Raw genomic sequence first — 13,473 nt, forward strand, 5'->3', positions numbered from 1 at the left:
GGTCGAGCACGGAACGGGGGACAGCGCGGCTCTGGGGTCGCGTCACGGCGGCGGTCGTGGCGATGCTGATCGTCCTGGCTCCGGCAGCGACCGCGCAGGCCACGGCACCCGTCGACCTGGGTGGTGCGTACGTCCTCGACGAAGCCGACGCCCTCAGTTCGTCGCAGCAGGCGCAGGTCGAACAGGCGGTGCAGGACCTGTACGCCGAGACCCAGACGCAGCTGTACGTGGTGTTCGTGCCGACGTTCACCGATCCGACGGACCACACCGCATGGGGCTCCGCGGTCATGGACCGGAACCAGATCGACACGGACGGCATCCTGCTGTCCGTCGCGGTCGACGAGCGCAACTACGACGTCCAGCAGACCAACGAGACCGCCATCTCCGAGTCCGACGTGCAGAGCGCCGTGAACGACGCACTGCTCCCCGAGCTGAAGCAGGGCGACTGGTCCGGCGCGGCCGTGGCGTTCGCGAACGGCCTGACCGACACCCAGGCGCCGCCGGATCTGACCTGGCTCTGGATCCTGCTGCTCGTCATCGTCGTCGGCCTGGTGGTCGTCGTGCTCGTCATCCGCGCCCGCAACAAGCGCAGGACCGCCGCGGCCACCAAAGCGCAGCAGGAGTCCCTCGCCGACCTCGAACGCACCGCGGGCGGAGCGCTCGTCACCATCGACGACGAACTCCGCACCGCCGAGCAAGAGGTCGGGTTCGCCACGGCGCAGTTCGGTCCCGACGCCGCGAAGCCCTTCGCCGACGCCGTCGCCGCCGCACAGCAGGCCGTGCGCAAGGCCTTCACGTTCCGGCAGCAGCTCGACGATGAGATCCCCGACTCCCCCCAGCAGCGTGCCGACTGGGCGAACCAGATCATCGCGATCTGCCAGCAGGCGCACGCCTCGATCGAGGCGCAGACCGAGGCCTTCGACCAGCTCCGGTCGCTCGAGGACGGCGTCGACGACGCAGCGGTCGCACTGGCCCCGGCCGTGGCGGCCGCCCCGGCGTCGGTCGGCGCGGCAGCAGCAGCCCTCGACCGCGTCCGGTCGCGGTACACCGGGCGCACCCTCGCCACCGTGTCCGACAACGTCGACCAGGCCCACCAGGTCCTCGCCTACGCCACCGAGCGCTCGAACGCGGCCACCGCGGCGATCGCCGCGGGCGACAAGGGCGAGGCAGTGGTCGCCGTGCGTGACGCGCAGCACGCACTGGCGCAGGTGCAGCAGCTCACGAACGGCGCGATCGCCGCCGAGGGATCGTTCGCCGAGGCCACGGCGCGCGCCGAGGCGATGCGCATCGACATCGAGGGCGACGTCTCGGCGGCCCGGACGCTGACCGTCGGCGGTCCCGACCTCGCCGCCGCCGTCACGCGGGCGCAGACCGTGCTCCGACAGGGCCTCGACCCCAAGGACCCGGTCGCCGCGGTCGACGCCCTCACCAAGGCGAACACGGAGATCGACCAGGCCATCGCCGCAGCCCGCGGTGCCGAGGAGCAGCAGCGCCGGGCGTCCCGAGCGCTCGACGACGCCCTGCGCGACGCCCGGAACCGGATCAGCCAGGCGCGGGAGTACATCTCGCTGCACCGCGGGGGCATCGGGCCGACCGCCCGCACCCGGTTGTCCGAGGCCGAACGCGCCCTCGACGACGCCGTGCAGCTCGCCACGACCGATCCCGGACAGGCCCTGCAGGCCGCACGCGCCGCAGAGCAGTACGCGGCCGCCGCGATGGACGCCGCGAACGGCGACATGGGCGGCTGGGGTGGCGGTGGCGGCGGCTTCGGCGGCGGCGGCGGCAACGGGGCACAGCTCGGCGGCCTCGTCACCGGCATCGTGCTCGGCGGCCTGCTCGGCGGCCGCGGCGGCAGCTTCGGCGGCGGTTCCTTCGGGGGCGGCGGCGGGGGCTTCGGTGGCGGAGGCGGCTTCGGTGGTGGGGGCGGCGGAGGCGGCGGAGGCGGGTTCTCCGGCGGCGGCCGCTTCTGACCCCGCCCCAGCCGACGAACAGACCACACCCGACGAACCGAACCCGACAGACCAGACTCACCACGTCAGACCTTCCAGGAAAGGGAACAGCAATGGCAAAGCAGACGATCTTCGGCCGCATCTCCACCCTCGTGCGGGCGAACATCAACCAGCTCATCGACGACGCCGAGGACCCGCAGAAGATGCTGGACCAGCTCGTGCGCGACTACACGAACAACATCGCCGACGCGAAGACGGCGATCGCGCAGACCATCGGCAACGTGCGCCTGCTCGAGCAGGACCACGAAGAGGACAAGCGCGCCTCGACCGAGTGGGGCCAGAAGGCGGCCAGCGCGTCCTCCGCCGCGGACAAGTACCGCGCCGAGGGCAAGACGGCCGAGGCGGACAAGTTCGACAACCTCGCCAAGATCGCGATCGGCAAGCAGATCGCCGCCGAGCAGGAGGTCAAGGACGCCGAGCCGAACCTCGCCTCGCAGAACGAAGCCGTGGAGAAGCTCAAGACCGGGCTCGCCGGCATGGAGCAGAAGCTCGAGGAACTCCGGGCGAAGCGCGACAACCTCGTCGCCCGCTCCAAGACGGCCGAAGCGCAGTCCAAGGTCAACGACGCGCTCGGCAACATCGACGTGCTCGACCCGACGAGCGACCTCGGTCGCTTCGAGGAGAAGGTCCGTCGTGAAGAAGCGAAGGTCCTCGGGCAGCAGGAGCTGCAGTCGTCGAGCCTCGACGCCCAGTTCGAGAGCCTCGAGGACGTCGGCAAGGACGCCGAGGTCGAAGCACGACTCGCCGCGCTGAAGTCCGGCGGCTCGTCGAGCCTCTGACCTTCCCGGACGACGCCGGACCCCACCTGACAGACTGAGACGATGCAGTTCCTCGTGGTCGGTCAGTGGCAGGGTTCGGCGTCGTCGCGCGCGATGCGCCTCGGGGACGGAGCGACCGCGATCGCGGCCGACCTCCCCCGAGCGTCCACCACCGTGGTCGACGTCCCCACCGGAGCCGGCGACCGCCTCGAGACGGCCGTCGCCCGCTACACCTCCGTGCTCGCCGTCGCCGACCGCGTGGCAGCGGAGACCGGCGTCGCCAGCGAACCGGTCCTCGTCGTCGGCGGGGACGGCGCGATCGTCCTCGGCGCGACCGTGGGCCTCGGCCCCGACACCGCGTTCGTGCGGATCGCCGGGTCCAGCGGGTACCGACCGCTCAACCGTGCGCAACCCGTCGCCGCCGAGACCGCAGCCCTGCGGATCCTCGTCGACCGCGCCGACGAGCTGTTCCCCGCACTGCCCGTGCTCCCCGCGTCATCGGTCGTGGTCGCGGGGGTCCGGGGTCTCGACGACGCCGAGGAAGCAGCGCTCGACCGAGCCGGGATCACCCGGCTCGACGTCGACGCCGCCACCCCGGACGCCCTCGCCGCCGCCGTCGACGCCACCGGAGCCACGTCGGTGTTCGTGCACGTCGACCTCGACGTCCTCGACCCGTCCGAGGTCGACGGCCTGCTCGAACCCGTGCCGTTCGGACTCGACGGCGCCGGTCTGGTCGAGCGGATCCAGGCCGCGACCCGCGGCCGGCGCCTCGCCGGCGCCGCGCTCACCGGATTCGCTCCCGTCGACCCGGACCGTGCAGTGGACGACCTCGGCGTGATCCTGCGCGTCGTCGGGGCGTTGACCAGCGCCTCCCGGGTGGCCTGAGAACCGACCCGGCGCGCCGGGCACACCCCATGCCGGTCCGCGTACGCTCGGCCACATGACGGACTACGACCTCATCGTGATCGGCGCCGGCGCAGTCGGCGAGAACGTGGCGGACTACGCCCACAAGCGCGGCCTGGCGGTCGCGATCGTGGAGTCCGAACTGGTCGGCGGCGAGTGCTCCTACTGGGCGTGCATGCCGTCGAAGGCACTGTTGCGCAGCGGCCACGCCCTGGCCGCGGCGAAGCGCCTGGACGGTGCGAAGCAGGCCGTCACCGGCGAACTCGACGCGGCCCACGTGCTCGCGCGCCGCAACTCGTTCACCTCGGACTGGAAGGACGACGGCCAGGTGTCCTGGCTCGAGTCCGCCGACATCGCCCTGATCCGCGGCCACGCCCGCATCACCGGCGAGAAGACGATCGAGGTCGGCGGCGAGACGCACACGGCCCGCGCCGCCGTCGCGGTCGTGACCGGATCGCTGCACGCCCTGCCGGACGTGCCGGGACTCGCCGACGCGAAGCCGTGGGGCACGCGCGAGGGCACCAGCGCCCAGCAGGTGCCGGAGAGCCTGCTCGTGATCGGCGGCGGCGTCGCCGGCTCCGAGCTCGCCACCGCCTGGGCATCGCTCGGTGCGAAGGTCACCCTCGTCGCCCGCCACGGGCTGCTCGGCGGCATGGAGCCGTTCGCCGGCGAGCTCGTCACCGACGCGCTCCGCGAACTCGGCGTCGACGTCCGCACCGGTGTGAGCCCCGTGCGGGTCGACCGCGACGAGCACGGGCTCGTCACCACCACACTCGACGACGACACCACCGTCATCACGAGCGAGGTCCTGGCCGCCACCGGCCGTACCCCGCACACCGCCGACCTGGGGCTCGAGTCCGTCGGGCTCACCGCCGGTGACTGGCTCGAGGTCGACGACACGATGCTCGTGCACGGCACCGACTGGCTGTACGCCGTCGGCGACGCCAACCACCGCGCGCTCCTCACCCACCAAGGCAAGTACCAGGCCCGCGCAGCCGGCGAGGCCATCGCTGCCCGGTACCAGGGCACGCCGCTGCACACCGAGCCGTGGGGCGCCCACGTCGCGACGGCCGACCACGCCGCGGTCCCCCAGGTCACCTTCACCGACCCCGAGGTCGCGAGCGTCGGCCTGACCGAGCAGGCCGCCCGCGAGCAGGGGCTGAACGTCCGTGCCGTGGAGTACGACCTCGGCGGGGTCGCGGGGTCCGCACTGCAGGCCGACGGGTACACCGGGCGGGCCAAGATGGTCGTCGACGAGGACCGAGGGGTCGTCGTCGGGGTCACCTTCGTCGGCCAGGACGTCGCCGAGATGCTGCACGCGGCGACGATCGCGGTCGTCGGCGAGGTCCCGGTCGACCGCCTCTGGCACGCGGTGCCGGCCTACCCGACCATGAACGAGGTCTGGCTCCGCCTGCTCGAGACCTACGGTCGCCCGGAGTAGGGGTGCGCAACCCGCTCCTGGACTCCCCGGTGTCCCGCGCGGGCTGGCTGTTCGCGACCGCGGTCGGCCTCGCGGTGGGCCTACCGTTGTCGACCGGGCCCGTCCGGGTCGTCGACGGGTTGATCGTCTGCACGGGGCTGCCGCGGTGGGTGTTCCGCCGCGGTGGCACCTGCGTGGGCTCGGTCTACCTGACCCGCGACAACGACGGGCCCAAGGTGCTCCGGCACGAGCGGGTGCACGTCGCGCAGTGGCGGCGGTACGGCATGCTCATGCCCGTGCTGTACGCCGCCGCCGGCCGTGATCCGCTCCGCAACCGCTTCGAGGTCGAGGCCGGCCTGGAGGACGGCGGCTACCGCTGAGCCCCTGCGTCGGCGAGGACGAGGGCTCTCCCTGCCGCCGAGGTTCCACGACATGCCGCGTACGTCCCGCCGAGGTTCCACGGGCGGCCCGTGGGCGCGGTGAGATGCCGAGATTTCGGAACCTCGGGGAACCGGGCCGGGCGGGGCGCGGCGCGGCGGGGCGGGGCGCGGCGCGGCGTCGTCAGGCTGCGGCGGGGCGACGCGGGACGATCAGGGGTGTGCCGGTCTCGGGGTCGGGGACGACCACGCACGGCAGACCGAAGACGTCCTCGACCAGGTCGGCGGTGAGCACGGACGACGGCGGCCCCGCGGCCACGATCGACCCCTGGCGCATCGCGATGAGGTGGGTGGCGTAGCGCGCCGCCTGGTTCAGGTCGTGCAGCACCGCGACGACCGTCCGGCCCGCGGCGTGCAGCGCGGAGGCCAGTTCGAGCACGTCGTACTGGTGGGCGATGTCGAGGAACGTCGTGGGCTCGTCGAGGAGCACGATGTCGGTCTCCTGCGCCAGGACCATCGCGATCCACACCCGTTGCCGCTGCCCGCCGGAGAGCTCGTCGACGCTGCGGTCGGCCAGGTCGAGGGTCTCGGTCTGCTCGAGGGCGGCCTGCACGGCCCGCCGGTCGGACCCGGAGGACGGGTGCAGCAGGTCCTGGTGCGGGAAGCGCCCGCGGGACACCAGGTCGCGGACGGTGATGCCGTCGGGGGCGATCGGCGTCTGCGGGAGCATGCCGACCCGTCGGGCCACGGCCTTCGGACGGTAGGAGTCGATCGGCGCGCCGTCGAGGTACACGGTGCCAGCGCGCGGCTTGAGGGTGCGTGCGAACGACTTCAGCAGCGTCGACTTGCCGCACGCGTTCGGGCCGACGATGACGGTCAGTTCGCCGTCGGGGACGTCCACGTCGAGCGCGTCCACCACGATGCGGTCGTCGTACGCGAGCGTCAGCCCACGCACACCCAACGCGGTCGTGGGGAGCCCGGCTGCGGCGTTCAGTTCTCGGCCTTGCCGTGCCGCCAGTACCCCATGAACGCGACCTGCTTCCGGTCGATCCCGACGCCGCGCACCAGGTGCCGACGGAGCTCCTTGACGCAGCCGGCCTCCCCCGCGATCCACGCGTACACCGGACGCTCGTCCACCGGCGCGGGGACGTCCCACAGGACCTGCTCGTCGACGTCGACGTCGGTCAGCTCGACGGCGTCCCCGCAGGCGGGACCGGCGGCGGACGAGGAACCGGCGACGACCGTCGACGCCCAGGCGTGCACCTGGTCGGTCATGCGGACGCCGTGCGTCGCGCCGTTCCGGGCGATCCAACGGACCTCGACCCCGGCGGGCGCGGTCACGGGCAGCCGGTCGGCGTCGGTCGGCACCTCGATGAAGACGTGGCCGACGGTCGAGACGTCGAGCGCCTCGAGGATGGCGCAGATCGCCGGGGCGGCGGTCTCGTCCCCGGCGAGCAGGATGCGGTTCGCGTGCCCGGGTGCGAACTCGGCGGCGCCGGTCGGCAGGTCCTCGGGCGACTCCGGCACGCGCGGTCCGACGATCCGGAGTTCGTCGCCCACGCGGCAGGACGACACCCACCGCGATGCGGGCCCGGCGTCCCCGTGCGCGACGAAGTCGATGTCGAGCTCACGGGCGTCGGGCCGGAACGAGCGGACCGTGTACGTGCGCAGCGGGTTCCGTTCCGCGTCCGGCAGGGCACGCCAGGCGGCGTACCAGTCCTCGTCCTCGGGCAGTTCGGAGAAGCCCACGCCGTCCAGCGGCAGCACGACCTTGATCCGTTGGTCGAGCCCGACCGAGGAGAAGTCCGCCAGGGCATCGCCCGTCAGCGTCACCCGGACGAAGTGCGGGGTGAGGGACGTGACCGCTGCCACACGGACGGAGAAGACGCGGTACCGGGTTGCCACGGATCCGAGTATGGCATGCCTTACCTAAGGTCTCCAGACCCCGCCGACGGTGCGAAGATCGCTTCCGTGCCCGATGCCCCCGACGACGAATTCGCAGACCTGGCCGCCCTCGCCCGCGCGAGCGGCGTGACGGAGCCGCTCCGCGCCTCCAGGCAGGTGGTCCGCACCCACGACGGACAGGAGACGTCCGCCATCCGGTGGGGAGACCGGGAGGCCCGGATCACCTACCTGCACGGCCTCGGCATCGACGCCCACAGCTTCGACCAGACCGCGCTCGCCGTCGGCGAGCCGGCGGTCGCCCTCGACCTGCCGGGACACGGCCGGTCGTCGTGGCGGGACGACGCGGACTACGGGGCGTCCGTGACGGCGCCGACCGTGCTCGCCGCGCTCGACGCCCTGGGGGTCCCGCCGGGGATCGTCGTCGGGCACTCCCTCGGCGCGATCCTGTCGGCACGGCTCGCGGCCACGGCACCGGAGCGGGTCACCGGGCTCGTGCTCGTCGACATGTCGCCCGACTTCGCGCAGCGGGCGGTCGACCGGATCGCCCGGGCACTCGAGGCCGAGGAGCCCTTCGCGACGCTGGACCAGGTCGTCGACCGGGCGATCGAGGCACGCGTCGGCGACGACCGGCACGTGCTGCTGCGCGAGGCCCGCCACACCACGCGGCTCGGCGACGACGGCGCGCTCGTCCGGCGGCACCACTTCCCGCACCTGCCCGCCGGCCGCACGTCGTCGGTGGGGCGCTTCGCCGACGCCTGGCCCGACCTCGAGGCCCTGCGGGTGCCGATCCTGCTCGTCCGCGGCGACCGCGGGTACGTCTCACCGAAGCTGCACGCCGCGTTCGCCGAGCGGCTGCCGGACGCCGAGATCGTGACGGTCACCGCACGGCACGCGGTGCAGAACCAGGCGCCCCTCGAACTCGCTGCGGCGATCCGGGCATGGGCGGGACGTCACGGTTTGTTGCACCGGATCGATGAACCGTCGCGGGACCGTACCGGCCCCCGGTAACCTCGTGCGAGCGCGAGCTGTGACCATCGCCTCGCGTCCGGAAGGAACCCACACCCCATGAGTCCGCTCCACCGCCGTACCGCCCGGGCTGCACGCACCACGCGCATCGGACGTGCCGCCCTCGCCGCCACCGCGGTCGCCGTCGTCTCCGCCCTCGCGCTGACCGGCTGCTCCGGCTCGTCGAACGAGAACGGCGGCGCCGACGCCACCGTGCGCGTCGGCCTGGTGCTCGAACCGACCAGCCTCGACATCCGCACGCAGTCCGGTGCAGCGCTCGACCAGGTGCTCATCGACAACGTGTACCAGGGGCTCGTCGGCCGGACCGCCGACGGCGACATCCGCGACGTGCTGGCCTCCGAGCACGAGGTCTCCGACGACGGCCTGACCTACACGTTCACGCTGCGCGACGGCATCACGTTCCAGGACGGCAAGGACGTCACCGCGGCCGACGTCGTGTGGTCGCTCGAGCAGGTCAAGTCGAACGAGACCTACGTGGACTCCGCCAAGCTCGCCGGCGTCACCTCGATCACGTCCCCGTCGACCGGTGTGGTCCGGCTCGAGCTGGCGAAGCCCGACTCGGACCTGCTCTGGAACCTGACCGGCCGCTCCGGACTGGTGCTCGAGAAGGCCGCGACGAACGACCTGTCGGACACCGCGAACGGCACCGGCCCCTACGAGGTCGCGAACTGGAAGCAGGGCGACTCGCTCACCTTCGACCGCAACGACGACTACTGGGGCACGAAGGCGAAGGTCGCGAAGATCGTCTTCCGGTACATCACCGACCCGTCGACGGCCGTCAACGCGATGGCGAACGGGGACCTCGACGTCCTCAACCCGGTCGACGGCACGCTGAAGAGCCAGCTCCAGGGGAACGCCGACATCGCGCTGCACAGCGGCAAGACGACGGACAAGTACACGCTGGCGTTCAACGACCGCAAGGAACCGTTCACCGACAAGCGGGTGCGCCAGGCGATCCGGCAGGCGATCGACCCGAAGGCGCTCATCAAGGCCATCGGCGGCACGGGTGTCGAGCAGGGCGGTCCGATCCCGGAGCTCGACCCCGGGTACGAGGACCTGACCGACATCGACGCGTACGACCCTGACAACGCGAAGCGGCTCCTCGCCGCCGCCGGACAGGAGAACCTGAAGCTCACGCTGACGTACGCGAACGTCTACCCGGCGACCATCGGCGACGTGCTGAAGTCACAGCTCGCCGACGTCGGGATCACCCTGACCGTCAAGCGCGTCGACTTCGCCACCTGGCTGTCCTCGGTGTTCCAGGCACCGAAGTCGGGCGAGCGTGACTTCGACCTGTCGATGGTCGACCACGTCGAGGCCCGCGACTTCGGCAACTGGGCGAACCCCGACTACTACTTCGGCTACGACAACGCCGAGGTGCAGTCGCTCTACGCCGAGTCGATCGCGGCGACCGACGAGGCCACCAAGACCGAGGCCCTGCGCAAGGCCGCGAAGATCGTGAGCGAGGACGCCGCCGGCGAGTGGCTCTACACGGCCACCGAGATCACCGCGGTGCGGACCGGCGTCACGGGCTTCCCCGTCGACGGCGGCAACTCGAGGCTCGACCTGTCGAAGCTCGCCGTCAAGTGAACCGAACCGCTGCCGGAGCTCCGAGCACGTGACCCGGTTCCTGGTCGGCAGGCTGCTGCTGCTCGTCGTCGGGCTGCTCGTCGCGAGCGTCATCATCTTCGCGACCCTGCGGGTGCTGCCCGGCGACGTCGCACAGGTCGTCGCCGGCACCCAGTCGACCCCGGCGCAGGTCGAGCAGCTCCGGCAGCAGCTCGGCCTCGACCGGCCCGTCGTGGCGCAGTACCTCGACTGGATCGGCGGGGTGTTCCGCGGCGACCTCGGTCGGTCCCTCGTGACGAACGGGCAGGTCGCGCCGGAGATCGCGCAGAAACTGGCGATCACCCTGCCGCTCGCGGGCATGTCGCTCGCGACCGCGCTCGTGATCGGCGTCCCCCTCGGGGTCGTCGCCGCGGTGCTCCGCCGTCGGCCGGGCGGCGCCGTCATCGGGTTCGTCGCGCAGGCCGTCGCCGCCGTCCCGGTCGTCTGGGCCGGCATGCTGCTCGTCGCCCTGTTCGCCGTCACGCTGCACTGGCTGCCGACGCAGGGCTTCCCGCTCGACGGCTGGTCCGAGCCGGGCCGGGCGTTCGCCTCGCTCGTGCTCCCCGCCATGACCATCGGTGCGGTCGAGGGTGCCGTCATCCTGCGCTTCACCCGGTCGGCGACCCTGTCGGTGCTCGACGCGGACCACGTCCGCACCGCGGCCGCGATCGGCCTCACCCGCACGCAGGCACTGCTCCGGCACGGGCTGCCGTCGGTCGCCCTCACGGTGCTCGCCGTGCTCGGGGTGCAGATCGCCGGGCTGCTGGTCGGGGCCGTCGTCGTCGAGCAGCTGTTCTCGCTGCCCGGGGTCGGGCGCATGCTCGTGACCGACGTCGGCCGCCGCGACATCACCAAGGTGCAGTCCGAGCTCCTCGTGCTCACCGGACTGGTGCTGCTGGTCGGGTTCGCCGTCGACGTCGTGCACCGCACCCTCGACCCGCGCCAACGCGAGGTGTCCGGGTGATCCGCCGCCTGCTGTCCCGGCCCACCGGGGTCTTCGCCGTCGTCGTGCTCGGTCTGCTCGTGGTCCTCGCCGCGGTGTCGCTCGTGTGGACGCCGCAGGACCCCTTCCGCGCCGACCCGTTCCACCAGTGGGAGGGTCCGAGCGCCGCACACTGGTTCGGTACCGACGCCGCCGGCCGCGACATCGCGAGCTACCTGCTCGCCGGCACCCGCACCACCGTCCTCGTCGCCGTCGGGGCCGGGGTGATCGCCAGCGTCGTCGGCATCGCCCTGACCGCGATCGGGTCGCTCACCGCCCGCTGGGTGCGCGAGGGCACGGCCGTCCTGCTCGACATCCTGGTGGCGTTCCCGACCCTGCTGACCGCGATGCTCCTGACCGCGGTGTCCGGCGGGTCGCTCGGGGTCGTCATCGTCAGCGTCGGGCTGTCCTTCGGGGTGACGATCGCCCGGGTCGCCCGCGGCGAGATCCGCCGCATCGCCCGCAGCGACTACGTCACCGCGGCCCGCGCCTCCGGTGTCGGTGGTGCCGGGGTGCTGTTCCGCCACCTGGTGCCGAACGCCGCGCCGCTGTTCACCGTGCAGCTCTCGCTCGCGATGGCCACCGCGGTCCTCGCCGAGGCCGGGCTGTCGTACCTGGGCTACGGCGCCGGTTCGGACACGGCGTCGTGGGGCAGCCTGCTGTCCGACCTGCAGACCTACATCGGGGTGCACCCGTGGAGCGCCACCTGGCCCGGAGCCGCGATCGCGCTGGTCGTCGCCGCACTCTCCCTGCTCGGCGACGCGATCCGCGACGCCACCGACCCGCGTCTGACGACGAACGACCGCGCAGCGGGCGGCGACCGCCGCCCGGACGCGGCCACGACCACCCCCGGGGTGACCGCATGACCGACCGCAGCCACAGCCGCAGCGACACCGGCACCGGTGGGCTCGAGGTGGTGGGGCTCTCCGTCCGCATCACGGGGCGGACGATCCTGGACGACGTGACGTTCACCGTGCCTCCCGGCGAACGCGTCGGCGTGATCGGCGCGTCCGGATCCGGCAAGTCGATGACCTCGCTCGCCCTGATGGGGCTGGAGCCCACCGGGGCGACCGTCACCGGCAGCATCCGTGTCGACGGCACCGAACTCGTCGGCTTGCCCGACCGACAGCGCGCACGGCACCGTGGGTCCGGCATCGGCATGGTCTTCCAGGAGCCCGGCACCGCCCTCGACCCGCTGCGCCGCGTCGGCGCGCAGATCGCCGAGCCCCTGCGGCTGCACCGGGGACTCGACCGGCGGGCGGCGCGTGCCGCGGCGACCGCGCTGGCGGCGGACGTCGGACTGCCGGACCCGGAGTCGCTGCTGCGCCAGTACCCGCACCAGCTGTCCGGCGGGCAGCGCCAGCGGATCTGCATCGCGATGGCGATGGCCGGGCAGCCCGCGTACCTGGTCGCCGACGAGCCGACGACGGCGCTCGACGTCACGACCGAGGCGCGGATCCTCGACCTCTTCGAAGGGCTGGCGGCCGGCATGGTCTTCGTCACGCACGACCTGGCGGTGCTCGCCCGGATCGCCGACACCGCCGTCGTGCTCGACGCCGGCCGGGTCGTCGAGCAGGGCTCGGTCGCGTCGCTGCTCGCGGCGCCGCAGCACCCCGCGACCGTCGCGCTCGTCGATGCCGCGCGCGCCACCGCCCGTCGTACCCGACCGTCCGGAGGCTCCGCATGACCGCCGTCCTCGACGGAGTCGGGCTGCACCGCACCTACCGACTCCCCCGCCGCGGGCCCTTCGAACCGGGCCCGGTGCGCACCGCCGTCGACGGCGTCGACCTGACGGTCGCCCCCGGCCAGCGGCTCGGGATCGTCGGCGAGTCGGGATCCGGCAAGTCGACCCTGGTGCGGCTGCTCGCCGGCCTGGAGGCCCCTTCCGCGGGTGCCGTGACCGCCTCCGGTCGTCCGGTGGTGGCGTCCGGGTCCGCGGGTGCCATGCGCTGGTTCCGTCGCGAGACCGGGGTGGTGTTCCAGGACCCGTACGCGTCGCTCGACCCGCGGATGCGCGTCGGCGCGATCATCCGCGAACCGTTGCGGGCGCTCCGGGTGGAGGGTTCGCACGCCGCGCTCGTCCGGGACGTCCTCGAACGGGTCGACCTGCCGGCGGACGCCGTCGACCGCTACCCGCACGAGTTCTCCGGCGGCCAGCGGCAGCGCATCGCCATCGCCCGGGCGGTGGTGCACGGTCCGCGGATCCTGTTCGGGGACGAACCGATGAGCGCGCTCGACGTGGTCGTGCGGGCACGGGTCATCGACCTGTTCCGCTCGCTCGCCGACGACCTCGGGCTGACGCTGGTGCTGGTGTCGCACGACATCGGCGTGGTGCAGCGGCTGTGCGACACCGTCGCGGTGATGTCGGCGGGGCGCATCGTGGAGCACGGGCCGGTCGGGCTGCTCGACGCGCCGGTGCACCCGGTGACGCGGGCGCTGGTCGAGGCCGCGCCGACCCTGCCGTAGCGCGGGCGGGCTCTGAGTC

At 72.9% G+C, this 13,473-nt stretch carries 13 protein-coding genes; 11 read left to right on the top strand and 2 right to left on the bottom strand.

From position 1 onward, the window contains the following. Window positions 1–62: 62 nt before the first annotated feature. The 5 genes from KZI27_RS12365 to KZI27_RS12385 all read left to right on the top strand — a co-directional run bounded on the left by KZI27_RS12365 (window position 63) and on the right by KZI27_RS12385 (window position 5,470). Window positions 63–1,970: a TPM domain-containing protein gene (locus tag KZI27_RS12365; RefSeq protein WP_261784235.1), complete on the top strand. Its 1,908-nt coding sequence runs from the start codon at window positions 63–65 to the stop codon at window positions 1,968–1,970. A 92-nt stretch (window positions 1,971–2,062) separates the two neighbouring features. After that, window positions 2,063–2,788, top strand: a complete 726-nt coding sequence (locus KZI27_RS12370) for a PspA/IM30 family protein (protein ID WP_222657857.1) — start codon at window positions 2,063–2,065, stop codon at window positions 2,786–2,788. Between the two features lie 42 nt (window positions 2,789–2,830). Then, window positions 2,831–3,652, top strand: a complete 822-nt coding sequence (locus tag KZI27_RS12375; protein WP_222657858.1) for an arginase family protein — start codon at window positions 2,831–2,833, stop codon at window positions 3,650–3,652. Between the two features lie 55 nt (window positions 3,653–3,707). Further along, window positions 3,708–5,111, top strand: coding sequence for a dihydrolipoyl dehydrogenase family protein (locus tag KZI27_RS12380; RefSeq protein ID WP_222657859.1), 1,404 nt, complete (start codon window positions 3,708–3,710; stop codon window positions 5,109–5,111). Window positions 5,112–5,113: 2 nt separating this feature from the next. Continuing rightward, window positions 5,114–5,470, top strand: coding sequence for a Fe-S oxidoreductase (locus KZI27_RS12385; RefSeq protein ID WP_222657860.1), 357 nt, complete (start codon window positions 5,114–5,116; stop codon window positions 5,468–5,470). 181 nt (window positions 5,471–5,651) lie between these two features. Here the strand turns inward: KZI27_RS12385 and KZI27_RS12390 are convergent, their stop codons facing one another. Together KZI27_RS12390 and KZI27_RS12395 are read right to left on the bottom strand one after the other, a co-directional pair. Further along, a complete protein-coding gene (locus tag KZI27_RS12390) occupies window positions 5,652–6,428 on the bottom strand; it encodes an ABC transporter ATP-binding protein (RefSeq protein WP_410004001.1) in 777 nt (258 codons plus the stop codon). A gap of 29 nt (window positions 6,429–6,457) precedes the next feature. After that, window positions 6,458–7,372 (bottom strand): siderophore-interacting protein, encoded by a 915-nt coding sequence (locus KZI27_RS12395; protein ID WP_261783889.1) that lies wholly within the window; start codon window positions 7,370–7,372, stop codon window positions 6,458–6,460. A 66-nt stretch (window positions 7,373–7,438) separates the two neighbouring features. Here KZI27_RS12395 and KZI27_RS12400 point away from each other — a divergent pair, with 66 nt between their 5' ends. Genes KZI27_RS12400 through KZI27_RS12425 form a run of 6 tightly spaced genes read left to right on the top strand, consistent with a single transcriptional unit; the run spans window position 7,439 to window position 13,454 of the window. Then, on the top strand, window positions 7,439–8,380 hold the full coding sequence (locus KZI27_RS12400; protein WP_222657861.1) for an alpha/beta fold hydrolase: 942 nt from the start codon (window positions 7,439–7,441) through the stop codon (window positions 8,378–8,380). 57 nt (window positions 8,381–8,437) lie between these two features. Beyond that, window positions 8,438–9,988, top strand: coding sequence for an ABC transporter substrate-binding protein (locus tag KZI27_RS12405; protein ID WP_222657862.1), 1,551 nt, complete (start codon window positions 8,438–8,440; stop codon window positions 9,986–9,988). Window positions 9,989–10,016: 28 nt separating this feature from the next. Then, on the top strand, window positions 10,017–10,970 hold the full coding sequence (locus KZI27_RS12410) for an ABC transporter permease (RefSeq protein ID WP_222657863.1): 954 nt from the start codon (window positions 10,017–10,019) through the stop codon (window positions 10,968–10,970). Next, entirely contained in the window at window positions 10,967–11,854 is an 888-nt protein-coding gene (locus KZI27_RS12415; RefSeq protein ID WP_222657864.1) for an ABC transporter permease, read from the top strand. The genes KZI27_RS12410 and KZI27_RS12415 overlap by 4 nt, the downstream gene beginning before the upstream one ends. Next, window positions 11,851–12,675, top strand: coding sequence for an ABC transporter ATP-binding protein (locus KZI27_RS12420; RefSeq protein ID WP_222657865.1), 825 nt, complete (start codon window positions 11,851–11,853; stop codon window positions 12,673–12,675). Before KZI27_RS12415 ends, KZI27_RS12420 begins: the two co-directional genes overlap by 4 nt. Continuing rightward, on the top strand, window positions 12,672–13,454 hold the full coding sequence (locus KZI27_RS12425; RefSeq protein ID WP_222657866.1) for an ABC transporter ATP-binding protein: 783 nt from the start codon (window positions 12,672–12,674) through the stop codon (window positions 13,452–13,454). Before KZI27_RS12420 ends, KZI27_RS12425 begins: the two co-directional genes overlap by 4 nt. Window positions 13,455–13,473: the final 19 nt, after the last annotated feature.

This window comes from Curtobacterium sp. TC1 (genome assembly GCF_019844075.1).
In the GTDB taxonomy this organism is placed as follows: Bacteria; Actinomycetota; Actinomycetes; order Actinomycetales; family Microbacteriaceae; genus Curtobacterium.

Excerpts from the sequence above, each read along its gene's own strand:
- KZI27_RS12365 (WP_261784235.1), top strand. The coding sequence starts at position 63 with ATGCTGATCGTCCTGGCTCCGGCAGCGACCGCGCAGGCCACGGCACCC.
- KZI27_RS12370 (WP_222657857.1), top strand. The coding sequence starts at position 2,063 with ATGGCAAAGCAGACGATCTTCGGCCGCATCTCCACCCTCGTGCGGGCG.
- KZI27_RS12375 (WP_222657858.1), top strand. The coding sequence starts at position 2,831 with ATGCAGTTCCTCGTGGTCGGTCAGTGGCAGGGTTCGGCGTCGTCGCGC.
- KZI27_RS12380 (WP_222657859.1), top strand. The coding sequence starts at position 3,708 with ATGACGGACTACGACCTCATCGTGATCGGCGCCGGCGCAGTCGGCGAG.
- KZI27_RS12405 (WP_222657862.1), top strand. The coding sequence starts at position 8,438 with ATGAGTCCGCTCCACCGCCGTACCGCCCGGGCTGCACGCACCACGCGC.
- KZI27_RS12420 (WP_222657865.1), top strand. The coding sequence starts at position 11,851 with ATGACCGACCGCAGCCACAGCCGCAGCGACACCGGCACCGGTGGGCTC.
- KZI27_RS12425 (WP_222657866.1), top strand. The coding sequence starts at position 12,672 with ATGACCGCCGTCCTCGACGGAGTCGGGCTGCACCGCACCTACCGACTC.